The sequence below is a fragment of the Streptomyces sp. NPDC006879 genome (assembly GCF_042869595.1).
Classification (GTDB): Bacteria; Actinomycetota; Actinomycetes; order Streptomycetales; family Streptomycetaceae; genus Streptomyces.
This window is the reverse complement of record NZ_JBIAGC010000073.1, coordinates 1-12,817: the sequence shown is the minus strand read 5'-3', so window position 1 is coordinate 12,817 and position 12,817 is coordinate 1. Positions and strand designations below refer to the sequence as shown.

Sequence of the window (12,817 nt, the reverse complement as noted above, 5' to 3'; positions counted from 1 at the left end):
TCCACGGGTGTCTCAAGACCCGCACCCCCTACGACGAGGCCACCGCGTGGTCACACCACGCAACCCTCGCCACCTCCGCTTGACATCCCTGCGCCATGGGATGTCTGACCAGCAAGAATGAGGATTGTCGAGGTCCTTGTTCCTGCCACCGCCGGAGGCACTTCCCAGGTGAAGCACTCTATCGGGTCCTACCCCCGCGTCCGTGTCCAGGACGACGGCCGCCAGGTCGTCTCCCAGGCCGGGGCGGTCCTGCTCATTGAAACGGCCCGCAAGACCGGCCTTGACCAGGCCATATCCCAGGCTCTGGCTCCGTGGCGGAGACCTCGGGCCGTCCACGATCCCGGCAAGGCACTCCTGGACGTCGCCCTGGCGGTCGCACTGGGCGGGGACTGCCTCGCGGACGTCGCGATGCTGCGGTGTGAGCCGGCCGTCTTCGGCCCGGTCGCCTCCGACCCGACCATCTCCCGCCTGATTGACACCCTCGCCGCCTCCGGCGAGAAAGCCCTGCAGGCCATCCGGTCCGCACGCTCCGAAGCCCGCCATCGTGCCTGGTCGTTGGCCGGCAAGAACGCCCCGGACGCCGACGGCCAGGTCGTCATCGATCTCGACGGCGTCCTCGTGATCGCCCACTCCGACAAGCAGGGCGCGGCCCCGACCTGGAAGAAGACCTACGGCCATCACCCCCTGACGGCCTTCCTCGACCACGGTCAGGGCGGAACCGGAGAGCCCGTCGCCGCCCTCCTCAGGCCGGGGAACGCGGGCTCCAACACGGCCGCCGACCACATCACCACCGCCCGCCTCGCCCTGGCCCAGCTGCCGAAGAAGTACCGGCGCGGGCGGCAGACCCTCATCCGCTGCGATTCCGCCGGCGGCACCCACGATTTCGTGGCCTGGCTCGCGAAGCGAGGCCGATGGCTGTCCTACTCGGTCGGCATGGTGATCACCGAGGCCATCCACAGCCACGTCCTCAAGATCCCGGCCCCGGCCTGGACCCCGGCCATCGAAACGGACGGCGAGGTCCGCAACGGCGCCTGGGTCGCCGAACTCACCGGCGATGTCCTCACCGGCTGGCCGAAAGGGATGCGGCTGATCATCCGCAAGGAACGACCGCACCCCGGTGCCCAGTTGAGGATCACCGACGCGGACGGCATGCGGATCACCTGCTTCGCCACCAACACTCCCGACCGGCCGATCGCCGCCCTCGAGCTCCGCCACCGACTGCGGGCCCGGGCCGAGGACCGCATCCGGGCCGCCCGCGCGACCGGACTGCGCAACCTGCCCCTGCACCACACCGCCCAGAACAAGGTCTGGCTGGAGATCGTCCAGATCGCCCTCGACCTGCTGGCCTGGATGCCCATGCTCGCCCTGACCGGCCAAGCCCGCCTCTTCGAGCCCCGCCGACTGCGGTTCTGCCTGTTCTCCGCGGCCGGCCAGCTCGTCACCACCGGCCGGCGCCGCATCCTCCGCCTCGCCCACCACTGGCCCTGGACCGGCGAGATCACCGCCGCACTCGAACGGCTTGCGCTCCTACCCAACCCCGGCTGACCAGCGGATCCGCCTGTCCCTACGAGAAGAGGACCCAACCCGGAGCAGTGGAACCCGACGTCCACCCGAGGCGACACTCGGGCCCTCGGAATGCCCGCCATCAGCCACCGAAAGCGAAACGGTCCACCGACTCCGTCGGCGGACCGTCATGCAAGATCGAGGCTAGATGGGTGAGTCCGATGTTTTCAGTGGTCGTAGGCGGTCAGTGATCGTTTGACTGGGGCGTTGGTGGTCCAGTTGTGCCAGAGGCTGGCGGCGAGGGCGAGGAGTCGTTGGCCGGTGCGGGCGAAGACTCCGGCCGGGGTTCTGCCGCCGTGCTGTTCCAGGCTGAGCTGGCCTTTGAGGGTGTCGATGACGGCTTCGATCCACTGCCGGACCCGGGCGATCTTGCCGTGCCGGACCGGTTCGTCCTTGCGGTCCGGCCGCACGAGATGGGCTCCGAGGCGCTCGCTGACGAAGGTCTCGAACTCCTTCCCTGCAAAGCCCTTGTCCGCCAGGATCACCTGCCCGGCCCGGACGAGGTGGTGGTCGCGTTCCAGCAGCGCGGCCATCACTTCGCGTTCGCCGATCTTGGGGTTGGCCAGGCACCAGGTGACGGGCATGCCCTCGGCGGTGGTGACCAGGTAGAGGCGGAAGCCCCAGAAGAAGCGGGAGTGGCTGCGGCAGTAGCCGTAGCCGCAGTGGTCTGCGAGGTCGGAGCGTTTGACGGTCTCGCGGGAGGCCGCGCAGGGCAGCGGGGTGGAGTCGATCAGCCGCAGGTCGTCGTGCCAGGTCGGGACCTGCCTGGCCAGTGCTTCGATGACGTGGCTGATCAGTGGTCCTGCGGCGTTGAGGCGCTTGTTGTAGGCGGACTGCTGGGGCAGGTAGCGGAAGAGGTGGCCGAGGCGGGCGTGGGCGAAGCGGATCCAGTGCCGGGCCGAGGGGAAACCGAGCAGGACCTGGGCGACGGCCAGGCACAGCAGTTCGGCGTCTGTCAGTTTCGGGGGTCGCCCGATCCGGCGACGAGGGGCTACATGGTCGTCGATGAACACGTACAGTGCCGTCAGAAGGGCGTCCAGGTTTGTCTTCACACACTGACCAACGGGCGCCCTTCGCCATGGTCGCGATCAGCACGGACATCGGACTCATTCATCTAGCTGTCGCCGGCAGCGCCGCGGTTTCGGCGGTCGGTCTGCTGGTAGATGTCCGGAAGGCCATCGGCGTCTTCATCGAGAGTCTCGGCCTCCCACAGGCGGCGGTAGATCCCGTTGCGGCGCTTGACCAGCAGCGCGGCCACGGCTGCGGCGATCAGCGAGCCGATCAGGACGGCGGCCTTGATGTGCTCGGCATCGGCCGGGTCGGGGAAGGCGAGCTCGCCGATCAGCAGGGCCACGGTGAAGCCGATCCCGGCCAGCACCGCCACGGCGAGCACGTCCGCCCACGCCAGGTCCGGGTTGAGGCGGGCCCGGGTGAACCGGGCCGCCAGGTAGGTGCCGGCGAAGATTCCCACGGTCTTGCCCACGACCAGGCCGAGGACCACGCCCAGCGGCTCCGGGCGTGTGAACACCTCGCCCAGTGAAGCGGCCGAGATGGCCACCCCGGCGGCGAACAGGGCGAACAGCGGCACGGCCACACCGGCCGAGACCGGCCGCAGGAGGTGCTCGGTCCGCTCTCCGGGCGATGCCTTCTCGCCCTGGTCGCGGGTGGTGCGCAGGATCAGGCCCATCGCCACGCCGGCCACGGTGGCGTGCACCCCGCCGTTGTACATCAGCACCCAGATCGCCAGGCCGAGGGGCACGTACCACCACCAGCCGCGGACCCGGTAGCGCTGGAGCAGGTAGAAGACGACCAGCCCGGCCACCGCACCGCCGAGCGCGGCCGGGTTGAGGTCGGCGGTGAAGAAGACGGCGATGACCAGGATCGCGCCCAGGTCGTCGACCACGGCCAGGGTCAGCAGGAAGGCCCTCAGGGCGGAGGGCAGGTGGGTGGAGAGCACCGCGAGGACTGCGAGCGCGAAGGCGATGTCCGTGGCCATCGGCACCGCCCAGCCCTGCGCTCTTCCCCCGCCGAGCCCGGTGGTGGCGAGGTAGAGGGCGGCAGGGACGGCCATGCCGCACAGTGCGGCGACCACCGGCAGGGCCGCGGTGGCCGGGGTGCGCAGCTCGCCCACCACCAGCTCGCGTTTCAGCTCGATCCCGGCGACGAGGAAGAAGACGGCCAGCAGGCCGTCGGCGGTCCAGTGCTCCACCGAGAGGTCCAGGCCGAGCGCGGGTATGCCGAAGTGGGCGTCGCGTATCTGCTCGTACGTTCCGCTGATGGGGGTGTTCGCCCACACGAGCGCCACCACGGCCGCCGCCAGCAGCACCAGCCCGCCGACCGTCTCGGTGCGCAGGGCCCGCGCCACCCGTACACGCTCCGGCCACGGCAGCAGAGCGAGGAAGACGGAACGCTCACGCGGGGCAGCAGGCATACGGGTCCTCCGGGGCACCGGCAAATGGCACACGCGCCCTTGTTCGCTGACCAGGCTTCCCGGCACACCCCGCATCTCTTGCCGCGTTCTTCACACACTGTCGGTCCCCACCTGCCAGGGCGGGACGAGCACCCTCGGGGATGCTGCTCTTCAGCTTCGGCGGCGGGCGGCAGGGTCGCGCTCGGCGATGTGCCGGTCCACCGCGTCGACGCCTGGACGCACGTACCGCTCCAGGGAACGGACGGAAGCGTGCCGGGAGCGCGCGAGCAGCATGGCGGTGAAGGGGCCCGTCCTCGGCGTCGTGGGTCGGGGGCGCTACGGCGGAGCCGGTACAGGATCGATACGGGCGCGGCAGGGTCCTCACATCACCGGAGCGGGCGGTGGCGGGCGGAGCGGCGGGTACGCAGGGCCATGTAGAGGAGGTCCGCCACGAGTACCGCGATGCCGATGAACAGCAGGAAGAGGAGTCCGTCGGCGACGGCGCCGATGAGGCCCAGGATGATCGCGACGATGATCAGGGCGAGGAAGAGTGTCATGGGGCCGCCTCCCGGCGGTCGGGTGCTCAGCGTCGGGCGAGTTGGCGTTCGCCGTTCGCCCCGGGTTCGTAGGTGAGGCCGTAGTGGCGGAAGACGGCTTCCTCGTCCTCGAAGGGCAGGACGTCGTCGGTGCCGATGGAGGGGCTCCGTTTCACCAGTTTCCTGTCGTGGGCGACCCGCACGTACCCCGGTCCCACCGTCGCCCCCTCCAGGGGGACGAACACCAGGCGGTGCCGGGTGGGCAGGCCGACGCGGACCGTGGCCATGGCCGGTTCGTCGGTGCCGGTGTCGACGTAGACGGATTCCAGTTCACCGATCTTGTGGCCACCCGGGTCCACCACCGCCTGGTTGCGCCACTCGCGGATGTCCGCCGTCTGGATCATGCCTCTCCTCCCTGCTCGGTCGTCGGTGGGGGAAGTGGGGCGACGAGGAGCTCGGTGGCCGGCGTGATGTTGTCGGCGCGGACCGCACGGGCCATGGCCGTGCGGGCCGCATCGGGCTCCGTGTCCGGCGGCACCACCATCAGCGCGAAGTGGTCCTTGTCGCCCCGGGTGATCAGGACGGTGTCGTCGCCGACGGGGAAGGAGTCGATGCGGACGACCCGGTCGTCGACGGTCACCCGGGTCGGAATCCCGTCCCACGCGGTGGCGTCCAGGCCGACCCGGGTGATGGGGCCGAGGTGTTCGGTCAGGACGGACACCAACGCGGGGACCTCCTGCTCCACGTCTCGGGTGCGCGGCCACCAGGCCCCGTCGAGGACACCCTGCCGCGAGTGCGTGGTCTCCAGCCGGAGCAGCACCGTACCGGGTCGTACCGCCTGGTGGATCGCGTCCGGCAGGAGCAACGGGGGCGGGATGTCTGAGTCGGTCATGGTGGATCCGCTCGTCTACGGGTGAGGTACCGCGGCCCGCCGCGGCCGGGGCCGGGGCTACGGCAGGCCGCCGACGTGGCGACTGCGCCGTCATCTCACGGTAACCCCGGCTCCCGCAGGTCCGCCTGTCGCCGCACACTCGTCCGCACGAACCGAAAGTACCTCCCCGTATCAGGCCGAAAACGGGCTGATCAGACGTACGCTGGAAGTACCGGAAGTACTTCGAGCACCAGCTTCCACGCAGGTGTCATTTCCGGGGAACACGAAAAACCGGGCTGCCGACGGGCAGCCCGGGGGCAGGTCCGTCATGACCACCACCCTCGACGGGACAGCGAACCGCGCCCTCACCCTAGGACTTCCGGCCCGCTTGTCGCTCACCCCGAAGACCACTCTCGCCGGTCGGCTCGACGGCGCCTGGTGGCCCCGTTCACGCGACCTGGCAGCCGAGCTGCCGGCGCTGGCCGACGCCCTCGAAGGACGCTGGGGCCGCATCACCCGCGTCCTGGTGAACCCCGCCCACTGGCCGGTCGTCCCGCACAAGGTCGCCGTCACCGGCCACCTCCTGCACGTGGGCTGGTTCACCGAGCAGGACCCCGACAAGATCATCTTGCTGTCCTACACGACGGGCCGCTGCGACCTGCTCGTCATTCCGCCCGAGACCGAACCCGCCTCAGCGGCCCGGCTGCTGACCGCCGCCGCACTCCCCGGCAGCACCCTCGCCGCGGGCTCGCTGATGTCCGGAGAGGCCGCGACCAGCCGCCGTATACGGGAGGCACGGAACGGCGAAGACGCCTGGGAGAGCGAGGGCGGAGCCGCCCCGGCGCCCCAGCCGCACCCGGTGATGCACTCGGCGGCGCACCCCGTCGTCGGCGCGCGGATGATCCCGCTGCCGGAACACACCGGGAGGTGAGGACATGGAGACCGTGATCACGCTCGTGGTAGCCGCACTTCTGATCGCGCTCGGCACACGCCTGATCCACCGGCTCAACGCCCAGCACGACGCACGCATAGCGGCCCACCACTTCAGCGACCCCTACCCCTCCCTCAGCCGTCCCCCCGGCCACGGCAACCCCAGGCCGCCCGAACGGATCGCCGATCGTCGGCCTACGGGCACCTGGCCCTGACCTGCCTGACCTCAGACCACTCCTCCGACCGAAGGCCGCGGGTGGGGCACCCGACACCCGGGACAACCCACCGGCCGGCCTCTCGTTCCTGTCCCGAACGGAGCACACCGTCTTGGACCCCACCGAGAACGAACCACTGCCGCAGGGGGGACACGCCGAGATCCGTATCGTCTCCGCCACCCCCAAGGCCGCCCGCGCGGTCGCCGAGGTGATCCGCCGGTGCTTCGCCGGCGCGGAGCAGCGCAGCTACCCCGTGCCGGGCGGCGGCACACGGCTCCACCTCACCGTCGACACCGAGACCGCCGCCGCACCCGCCCGCACCTGGCTCGCCACCAGCAGACAGCCCACCGGCTCCGGACCTCACACCGAGGAACCCTGACCGGTCACGAACGACCGCCACGCACGACGACAGGACCACGCGGCCATGGCGACACTCCACGAGCGGCAGCGGTACCGCCGACAGATCCTCCAAGCGCTCTACGCGGCCGCCGAAGGCAACCGCCTGCTCGGCATCACCGGAGCCGCGCTCAACCACGACCTGCGCATCCCGGAGCAGGACCTCGCCGCCGCCTGCTCCTACCTCGCGGGCGAGGGACTGGTCACGGTCGACTGGGAGCCGGGAAACACACCCGCGATGGTCTCGCTCACCCACCAGGGCATCCGCCTCATGGAAACGGAGGAAGAAGAGGGCGACTGAACGGGTCCACCTCCGGACCCGGCGGGTCGGCCGCATGCGGCCGGTGCCCCCGCACGGTGGCCCGGTGGCCGGGTGGCGTGACCTGCCGCCGAGAAGCATCCTGGAGGCCACGTCTCTGGCGCGGGCCGTTCCGGCACCGGTCGCGGTGCGGTCGCGGCACCCCACCCGCCCCGTACGGCAGGACCGGGCGAGGTCATCGCCGCTCTGTTGGAGGCAACGGGATGACCGTCGGACCGCTCGGAGAATCCGATCGCTCGGAGAGCTTCGGCGAGGAGCTCCTGGGAGGGATCCTGGACCGGGCACACGAGCTGCCACCCCACCGGGTCGGGCTGGTCGTCGCCGAGACGGTGGGCCGGCTGGGCGGCAGGAATCCGCAGATCCTGCTCCAGGACTATCAGCAGCAGAGGCTCGTTCCCCTGCTCTCCGAAGGGCTGACAGGCGGCGAGCCGCTGTCCATCGACGGCTCGGACGCCGGCAGGTGTTTCCTCACGTCGCTCCCGGTCGAGCTGGCGACGGCCGACGGAGTACGCGTCCACGCACCGCTGCTCGACGGCGGTGACCAGGCCGGCGTCCTGGCCGTCACCCTGGACACGGTCGACGACGACGACCGCCGACTCCTGCGCCGGATCGCGGGCCTGGTCGGTGAACTCCTGCAGACCAAGAACGGCCACACCGACCTCCTCTTCCGCACCCGCCGCAGCGAGCCGATGAACGTCGCTGCGGAGATCCAGTGGTCGCTCCTGCCGCCGCTGACCATGACCATGCCGCGCGTCGCCGTCGCCGGCGTCCTGGAACCCGCCTACGACGTGGCCGGCGACAGCTTCGACTACGCCCTCAACGGCGACACCCTCCACCTCGCCATGATCGACGCCATGGGCCACGGCCTGGACGCCGCGACCATGGCGACCGTCGCCATCGGCGCCTACCGGCACGCCCGCCGCACCAGCGTCGAACTCTCCGAGATCTACCTCTTCATGGACCGGGCCGTCGCCGAACAGTTCGCCCCCGACCACTTCGTCACCGCCCAGATGATGCGGCTGGACACGACCACCGGCCGTCTCCAGTGGGTCAACGCCGGACACCCCGCCCCCGTCCTGATCCGCGAGCACCGTGTCCTGGGCCGCCTGGACAGCCCCACCACCCTCCCCGTCGGCTTCGGAGGAGCACAGCCACAGGTCAGCAGTGTGATGCTCGAACCGGGAGACCGCGTCCTCTGCTTCACCGACGGCCTGATCGAGGAACACGAGAGCGGGCAGGAACAGTTCGGCGAGGACCAGCTGATCGACTGGGTGAACCAGCTGGAGAAGACGGACCGGGACGTCCGCGCGGTGGCACGGGACCTGTCCCACACGCTCAAGCGAGCACGCGGCGAAGCCACCTCGGACGACGCCACTCTCGTCCTGGTCGAGTGGCGCGGCTGATCCACCGCCGTGCCACAACGTGCCAGTAGGGGCGGTCAGCAGCGGACAACAACGGCCCCGGGGAGACAGCGAAGAAGCGGCGCCAGGCTAACGTTTCCGCAGGTCAGATGCGATTCCACGGCGCAAGTGCCGGGTGATTCCCAAGCTTATAGCGCGGGTTCGATTCCCGTCATCCGCTCTTGAACGAAGGCCCAGGTCAGCGACCTGGGCCTTCGTCGTTGTCTAGACCTCTCAGAGGTCTCCGTGCCCTCCGCGTGCCCCAACTCGCAGGAACATCCTGCCCACAGTGCCTTCGCGTGCCACCGGCACCCCTACTCCGCGAGCCACTCAAGGTGCCGCTCGACCTCGACGGAGAGGATGGCCGGCAGGTCGCCCACTCGCCCACACACCAGCCGCTGGACTTGGCGTCGCCCTCGACTCAAGGTCTTTCCTTTCGGACGAGGCCCTTAATGACAAGTAGCCTTTGCGATTTATCGGCGTGGGGTCCACACTGCTCCCATGACCGACAAGCCCCGCGCCCGAGCTCCGCAGGCCGCCCTGACCGACGCGCAGAAGCTCGAACTGGATCGGGCGAAGAAGGCCGCCGACGATGCCGTCGCGCACTTCCGTGAGACCGCGGGGCGTATCGCCGTAGACCTCGGCCGCGGCGGAGCGCCGGCCGTCGCCCGGCACATGGAGTGGACACCCCAGTACGCGTCCACCCTCGCCGCCGCCTACAAGGCCAAGCAGGCCGCCCAGGGCAGCGAGACCGAGGAGGTGGCGGCATGACGACCGCCCCCAGGCCGTCCGGCATCCCGCCCATGCCCGAGCGGAACACGAAGGCGTTGCGCACCGCGATCGCCGAGCACACACCGCAGCTCCTCGCCGACTTCGACGCCCACTGGAAGTGGGCCATCGGCGACGCGCACGACATCGCCCCGGTACCGGCGTTCCTCGCCCAGTGGTGGGCCGAGTTTGCCATCGCCCGCGATCCCTCACTCGACCGGCACATCCATGACCTGGAAAGCCGGGCAGCCGACGCGTCGACGAACGCCGAGGCCACGCAGCTGCTCACGCAGGCCGCGCACCTTCGGCGCGAGGCGGGGAAGGCGGAGCCCGGCCAGTGAGCGACTTCATGGGGCCGCCCTGGCAGATGGACTGGGTCGATACCCCCGGACCGCCCGCGACTCCCTGCCCAAGCCGGTGCGCGACCTGATCGACGGCATCCGAGCCGAACTGGTCACCGTCGAGGACCCCTATTTCCGCGGTACCGACAACATCCCGGATCTCCCACCCGGCTGCCGTATCGCCCCGCTTCGGTCGACGGTGCCGAACGGACTGTACGTCTGCTACTTCGATCACGGCCGGGGCTGGATCCACTACACGTTCACCCGCCGCACCGCCGACCCGCAGATCATCGTCGAGGAGGTGTTCTGGCAGTGACCTGCGACAGCACCCTCGCGCATCCAGCCGGCGCGGAAGCCGTGCCACAACGTGCCAGTAGGGGCGGTAAACAGCGGTCAACAAGGGTCGCACCGAAGCAGCCATAACGGCATCGCCGACGCCGCACCGGCGGGGAGGGCCGGAACCACCGCCACGCCGAGACCGCGGGCGGCGAGCTGTGCAAGGAACAGCGGAGCGGCCGCCTCGAAGGCGATGCGGGGCCGGAACCCCGCCTGCACGCACGCGCGGTCGAGCACTCCACGGATACCTGTGCCACGCGGCAGGCTGATCAGCCGGCGATCGCGGAGCTCGGTCAACGGAATGCTCGTGCGGTCCGGGGGCATGAGGGCGGGGTCGTCCGGGGTGACGGCTGCGACCAGGGGTTCGTCGACCAGGACTTGGATGGAGATGCCTGGCGGGGGCTCCTCGTCCGCGAGTCCGATCACGGCGATGTCGAGTTCCCCTCGGTGCAGTGCGGTGAGCATCCGCTCCGAGGTGTCCTCGGCTCAAGTTCTTCGGAGCCGACCTGGCCGGCATCGAACTCCGCGCCGACGACCTCGACTGGTCCTTCGGCACCGGAACGCCTCTGTACGGCGCCGCACAGGATCTCCTCCTGGTCGCGTACGGCAGACGGCTCCCCGCAGGGCACCTCCGCGGCGAACTGGGCGTCCGCTTCCTTGCTGCGGAAGCGTGACGGCGGCACACCTGACCGTCGCCCGTCCTCCTGCCGGTGACGCACCGCAGGCCCGGCTCCGCCCCGCCTCGACCACTCAGAGCCGTCGACCGGACCAAGCCACACAGCACCCGTCCACTGGAGCCAACGAACATGCGCATCCGACTCCTTCAGGGACTCGCCCTACTCGCCACCGGCCTCCTCGCCGGCGCGTTCGGCTACGGAGCGGCCAACCTCGTCCCCACCTTCAACGCGGTACCGCTCGACATGCGGCTGTCATTCCACGCCGAGCTGATGAAGATGAACGGCATCACCATGCAAGCGGCGATGGCCGTGTCGACGCTGAGCTCCCTGGCTCTCGCGGCCCTGACCCGCGGACGTGCCCGGCTGATCGCGGGTACGGCAGGTCTGCTGACCCTCGCGTCCTTCCTGATAACCCGGTTCGGCAATGTGCCGATCAACGGTCGGATCAAGGAATGGGCGCATACATCGGCGCCGGTCGACCACACGGAGATCCTGCGGCGCTGGGAACTCTTCAACAACCTGCGCACGCTCACCGCCGTTGCCGCATTCGCTCTGCTGATCGCCCTCTCCCCAAGGCAACCGCCGACTGACCAGAAACAGCCGCGGACCACCTCCGGACCACAGAGGAACCACTGAACCGCTCTGACCGAAAGCCTCCTGCAGAACGCCGCTCAAAGCAGGTGCAGTGGCGGCACGACCAGGACCACGGCGAGGAGGCGTGGCCTCATCCGCGGGAGCGCCTGGGTCTCGAACCATCCGCCGGAAGGGAGCTGTGACGGCGAGCCGTGCCGGGGGTGGGATCCCCCAGCTCCGCCGGGTCAATGCCCAGGTTGGCGAGTTCCACGATCTGGTCGGCGACGCCTTTCACCTCATCGCGCACAGCCTTCGGGAAGCCGACCTCATCCTCAGCATGGAAGGCGTACTCCCACACCCAACAGTCGTCGGTCACCGGGCGGCCTCGCCGGCCGTACGGATACCTGCCTCGGCGGCGGCATTGCGAATGCGGCTGATCTCGGCGGCGACGTCGCGCGCCTCGGCCAGATCGGTGACCTCTCCGGCACGGGCCTCCAGCGCGCGAAGCCTGGCAGCGGTCTCCGGGTACCGAGCAATGGCGACCTCGACAGCCCACGCCTCGGTGAAGGTGCGGAGGGGAACGGCGGACACCTCGGCACGCGCGCGGGCCGTGCTGGCCGCGCGGTCGCGGTCGAAATCGGCGAGCAGCTGCGGGGCGACCTGGGCGAGGGCCGCGCGGATGGCCTCAGGCTGAGCGGGCGGCTGCGGGATGGCGGACGGCTGGGGCGCAGTGCTCATGCGGCTTCGACCCTCTCCTCTTGATCCAGTGCGCCCGCCCGGTAGGCATTGGCGAGGGCGGTGACGTGCTGGCGGGACCAGCCGACGCGGCGACCTACCGCCGCCTTCTGCCCGTAGCGGTCAGCGGAGCCGATGCGACCCGCCGTGTGGTTGAGGTGAGCCTGCGCCCGCGCCAGGGCCTGCTCGGCCCGCCGGACGGCCTTGAGGGCCTCGTCCAGCTCGGTCTTCTCGTCTACGTTCAGGGGGTCGCTCGTCGCTCGCACACCCCGAGCATAAACCGTCACCTTGACCTGACGCTATGAGACCCTCTGGAAATGCACCCAAGCCGAGGAACGACAGCTCCTGAAGACGACGGGGCGACCGCTGATCTGTGAAGCACGGCCGCCCGACACCAAGGACCTCTTCCCGCCCGGCAGGAAGCGCGTGAAGCCGGCGGCCGTGCCACAACGTGCCAGTAGAGGCGGTGAACAGCGGTCAACAAGGGGTTCACCGAGACAGCCGGACCAAGTCCATCAGTTGACGTTTCCGCAGCTCAGATTCCATGCACAAGGCCAAATGCCGGGTGATTCCCAAGCCTACGGCGCGGGTTCGGTTCCCGCCATCCGCCCCACGACGAAGCCCCAGGTCAGCGACCTGGGGCTTGTTTGTTGCCTAGACGAGTCATTCCGATGTGATCAGTGGTCGTAGGCGATCAGGGATCGCATGACCGGTTGTTTGGTCTTGTGGTTGTGCCAGATCGCCGCG

General features: G+C 69.8%; 20 protein-coding genes and 1 pseudogene. 11 read left to right on the top strand and 10 right to left on the bottom strand.

What is annotated here, in order from left to right; genetic code table 11:
• The first annotated feature begins 168 nt into the window (after nucleotides 1-168).
• Nucleotides 169-1,545 carry an IS1380 family transposase gene (locus ACFYMC_RS28915; RefSeq protein WP_388530854.1) on the top strand — a complete coding sequence of 459 codons (1,377 nt, stop codon included), beginning with the start codon at nucleotides 169-171 and terminating at the stop codon, nucleotides 1,543-1,545.
• A gap of 185 nt (nucleotides 1,546-1,730) precedes the next feature.
• Here the strand turns inward: ACFYMC_RS28915 and ACFYMC_RS28910 are convergent, their stop codons facing one another.
• The 6 genes from ACFYMC_RS28910 to ACFYMC_RS28885 form a co-directional block, all read right to left on the bottom strand.
• The gene (locus ACFYMC_RS28910; protein WP_388530851.1) at nucleotides 1,731-2,615 is read right to left on the bottom strand and encodes an IS982 family transposase; all 885 of its coding nucleotides are present in this window, start codon (nucleotides 2,613-2,615) and stop codon (nucleotides 1,731-1,733) included.
• Nucleotides 2,616-2,677: 62 nt separating this feature from the next.
• Nucleotides 2,678-3,994, bottom strand: a complete 1,317-nt coding sequence (gene nhaA, locus ACFYMC_RS28905) for a Na+/H+ antiporter NhaA (RefSeq protein ID WP_388530848.1) — start codon at nucleotides 3,992-3,994, stop codon at nucleotides 2,678-2,680.
• Between the two features lie 150 nt (nucleotides 3,995-4,144).
• The gene (locus ACFYMC_RS28900) at nucleotides 4,145-4,267 is read right to left on the bottom strand and encodes a PmrA (RefSeq protein ID WP_388530845.1); all 123 of its coding nucleotides are present in this window, start codon (nucleotides 4,265-4,267) and stop codon (nucleotides 4,145-4,147) included.
• A gap of 92 nt (nucleotides 4,268-4,359) precedes the next feature.
• Nucleotides 4,360-4,530, bottom strand: a complete 171-nt coding sequence (locus ACFYMC_RS28895) for a hypothetical protein (RefSeq protein ID WP_181924584.1) — start codon at nucleotides 4,528-4,530, stop codon at nucleotides 4,360-4,362.
• A 26-nt stretch (nucleotides 4,531-4,556) separates the two neighbouring features.
• Nucleotides 4,557-4,913, bottom strand: a complete 357-nt coding sequence (locus ACFYMC_RS28890) for a PRC-barrel domain-containing protein (protein WP_388530842.1) — start codon at nucleotides 4,911-4,913, stop codon at nucleotides 4,557-4,559.
• Complete coding sequence (locus ACFYMC_RS28885) at nucleotides 4,910-5,401, bottom strand: DUF5994 family protein (protein WP_388530839.1); 492 nt, start codon at nucleotides 5,399-5,401, stop codon at nucleotides 4,910-4,912. Before ACFYMC_RS28885 ends, ACFYMC_RS28890 begins: the two co-directional genes overlap by 4 nt.
• Nucleotides 5,402-5,708: 307 nt before the next feature.
• Here ACFYMC_RS28885 and ACFYMC_RS28880 point away from each other — a divergent pair, with 307 nt between their 5' ends.
• From ACFYMC_RS28880 to ACFYMC_RS28845, 8 genes are all read left to right on the top strand, one after another.
• Complete coding sequence (locus ACFYMC_RS28880) at nucleotides 5,709-6,311, top strand: DUF5994 family protein (protein ID WP_388530836.1); 603 nt, start codon at nucleotides 5,709-5,711, stop codon at nucleotides 6,309-6,311.
• A gap of 4 nt (nucleotides 6,312-6,315) precedes the next feature.
• Nucleotides 6,316-6,525 carry a hypothetical protein gene (locus ACFYMC_RS28875; RefSeq protein ID WP_388530833.1) on the top strand — a complete coding sequence of 70 codons (210 nt, stop codon included), beginning with the start codon at nucleotides 6,316-6,318 and terminating at the stop codon, nucleotides 6,523-6,525.
• A gap of 112 nt (nucleotides 6,526-6,637) precedes the next feature.
• Nucleotides 6,638-6,904, top strand: coding sequence for a hypothetical protein (locus ACFYMC_RS28870; protein WP_388530831.1), 267 nt, complete (start codon nucleotides 6,638-6,640; stop codon nucleotides 6,902-6,904).
• A 45-nt stretch (nucleotides 6,905-6,949) separates the two neighbouring features.
• Entirely contained in the window at nucleotides 6,950-7,222 is a 273-nt protein-coding gene (locus ACFYMC_RS28865) for a hypothetical protein (RefSeq protein WP_388530828.1), read from the top strand.
• A 221-nt stretch (nucleotides 7,223-7,443) separates the two neighbouring features.
• Nucleotides 7,444-8,643 carry a PP2C family protein-serine/threonine phosphatase gene (locus ACFYMC_RS28860; RefSeq protein WP_388530825.1) on the top strand — a complete coding sequence of 400 codons (1,200 nt, stop codon included), beginning with the start codon at nucleotides 7,444-7,446 and terminating at the stop codon, nucleotides 8,641-8,643.
• 498 nt (nucleotides 8,644-9,141) lie between these two features.
• On the top strand, nucleotides 9,142-9,411 hold the full coding sequence (locus tag ACFYMC_RS28855; RefSeq protein ID WP_037920736.1) for a hypothetical protein: 270 nt from the start codon (nucleotides 9,142-9,144) through the stop codon (nucleotides 9,409-9,411).
• The gene (locus ACFYMC_RS28850; protein ID WP_037920733.1) at nucleotides 9,408-9,749 is read left to right on the top strand and encodes a hypothetical protein; all 342 of its coding nucleotides are present in this window, start codon (nucleotides 9,408-9,410) and stop codon (nucleotides 9,747-9,749) included. Before ACFYMC_RS28855 ends, ACFYMC_RS28850 begins: the two co-directional genes overlap by 4 nt.
• Nucleotides 9,750-9,825: 76 nt before the next feature.
• Entirely contained in the window at nucleotides 9,826-10,065 is a 240-nt protein-coding gene (locus tag ACFYMC_RS28845; RefSeq protein WP_388530821.1) for a hypothetical protein, read from the top strand.
• 77 nt (nucleotides 10,066-10,142) lie between these two features.
• Here the strand turns inward: ACFYMC_RS28845 and ACFYMC_RS28840 are convergent, their stop codons facing one another.
• A complete protein-coding gene (locus tag ACFYMC_RS28840) occupies nucleotides 10,143-10,550 on the bottom strand; it encodes a LysR substrate-binding domain-containing protein (RefSeq protein WP_388530818.1) in 408 nt (135 codons plus the stop codon).
• Between the two features lie 20 nt (nucleotides 10,551-10,570).
• Here ACFYMC_RS28840 and ACFYMC_RS28835 point away from each other — a divergent pair.
• Together ACFYMC_RS28835 and ACFYMC_RS28830 are read left to right on the top strand one after the other, a co-directional pair.
• Nucleotides 10,571-10,759 (top strand): annotated as a pseudogene (locus ACFYMC_RS28835) (hypothetical protein); the annotation flags it as partial.
• A gap of 132 nt (nucleotides 10,760-10,891) precedes the next feature.
• The gene (locus tag ACFYMC_RS28830) at nucleotides 10,892-11,398 is read left to right on the top strand and encodes a DUF1772 domain-containing protein (protein WP_388530815.1); all 507 of its coding nucleotides are present in this window, start codon (nucleotides 10,892-10,894) and stop codon (nucleotides 11,396-11,398) included.
• 88 nt (nucleotides 11,399-11,486) lie between these two features.
• Here the strand turns inward: ACFYMC_RS28830 and ACFYMC_RS28825 are convergent, their stop codons facing one another.
• The 3 genes from ACFYMC_RS28825 to ACFYMC_RS28815 are packed head-to-tail and all read right to left on the bottom strand — an operon-like array spanning nucleotide 11,487 to nucleotide 12,336.
• Nucleotides 11,487-11,711, bottom strand: a complete 225-nt coding sequence (locus tag ACFYMC_RS28825) for a hypothetical protein (protein ID WP_388530813.1) — start codon at nucleotides 11,709-11,711, stop codon at nucleotides 11,487-11,489.
• Nucleotides 11,708-12,073 (bottom strand): hypothetical protein, encoded by a 366-nt coding sequence (locus ACFYMC_RS28820; RefSeq protein WP_388530811.1) that lies wholly within the window; start codon nucleotides 12,071-12,073, stop codon nucleotides 11,708-11,710. The genes ACFYMC_RS28825 and ACFYMC_RS28820 overlap by 4 nt, the downstream gene beginning before the upstream one ends.
• Nucleotides 12,070-12,336 (bottom strand): hypothetical protein, encoded by a 267-nt coding sequence (locus tag ACFYMC_RS28815; protein ID WP_388530809.1) that lies wholly within the window; start codon nucleotides 12,334-12,336, stop codon nucleotides 12,070-12,072. Before ACFYMC_RS28815 ends, ACFYMC_RS28820 begins: the two co-directional genes overlap by 4 nt.
• Between the last annotated feature and the right edge of the window lie 481 nt (nucleotides 12,337-12,817).

Bases quoted from the DNA above. Each gene is read 5' to 3' on its own strand.
- nhaA (WP_388530848.1), bottom strand. From the start codon at position 3,994: ATGCCTGCTGCCCCGCGTGAGCGTTCCGTCTTCCTCGCTCTGCTGCCG.
- ACFYMC_RS28900 (WP_388530845.1), bottom strand. From the start codon at position 4,267: ATGCTGCTCGCGCGCTCCCGGCACGCTTCCGTCCGTTCCCTGGAGCGG.
- ACFYMC_RS28895 (WP_181924584.1), bottom strand. From the start codon at position 4,530: ATGACACTCTTCCTCGCCCTGATCATCGTCGCGATCATCCTGGGCCTC.
- ACFYMC_RS28890 (WP_388530842.1), bottom strand. From the start codon at position 4,913: ATGATCCAGACGGCGGACATCCGCGAGTGGCGCAACCAGGCGGTGGTG.
- ACFYMC_RS28885 (WP_388530839.1), bottom strand. From the start codon at position 5,401: ATGACCGACTCAGACATCCCGCCCCCGTTGCTCCTGCCGGACGCGATC.
- ACFYMC_RS28880 (WP_388530836.1), top strand. From the start codon at position 5,709: ATGACCACCACCCTCGACGGGACAGCGAACCGCGCCCTCACCCTAGGA.
- ACFYMC_RS28875 (WP_388530833.1), top strand. From the start codon at position 6,316: ATGGAGACCGTGATCACGCTCGTGGTAGCCGCACTTCTGATCGCGCTC.
- ACFYMC_RS28865 (WP_388530828.1), top strand. From the start codon at position 6,950: ATGGCGACACTCCACGAGCGGCAGCGGTACCGCCGACAGATCCTCCAA.
- ACFYMC_RS28860 (WP_388530825.1), top strand. From the start codon at position 7,444: ATGACCGTCGGACCGCTCGGAGAATCCGATCGCTCGGAGAGCTTCGGC.
- ACFYMC_RS28855 (WP_037920736.1), top strand. From the start codon at position 9,142: ATGACCGACAAGCCCCGCGCCCGAGCTCCGCAGGCCGCCCTGACCGAC.
- ACFYMC_RS28850 (WP_037920733.1), top strand. From the start codon at position 9,408: ATGACGACCGCCCCCAGGCCGTCCGGCATCCCGCCCATGCCCGAGCGG.
- ACFYMC_RS28840 (WP_388530818.1), bottom strand. From the start codon at position 10,550: ATGCTCACCGCACTGCACCGAGGGGAACTCGACATCGCCGTGATCGGA.
- ACFYMC_RS28830 (WP_388530815.1), top strand. From the start codon at position 10,892: ATGCGCATCCGACTCCTTCAGGGACTCGCCCTACTCGCCACCGGCCTC.
- ACFYMC_RS28820 (WP_388530811.1), bottom strand. From the start codon at position 12,073: ATGAGCACTGCGCCCCAGCCGTCCGCCATCCCGCAGCCGCCCGCTCAG.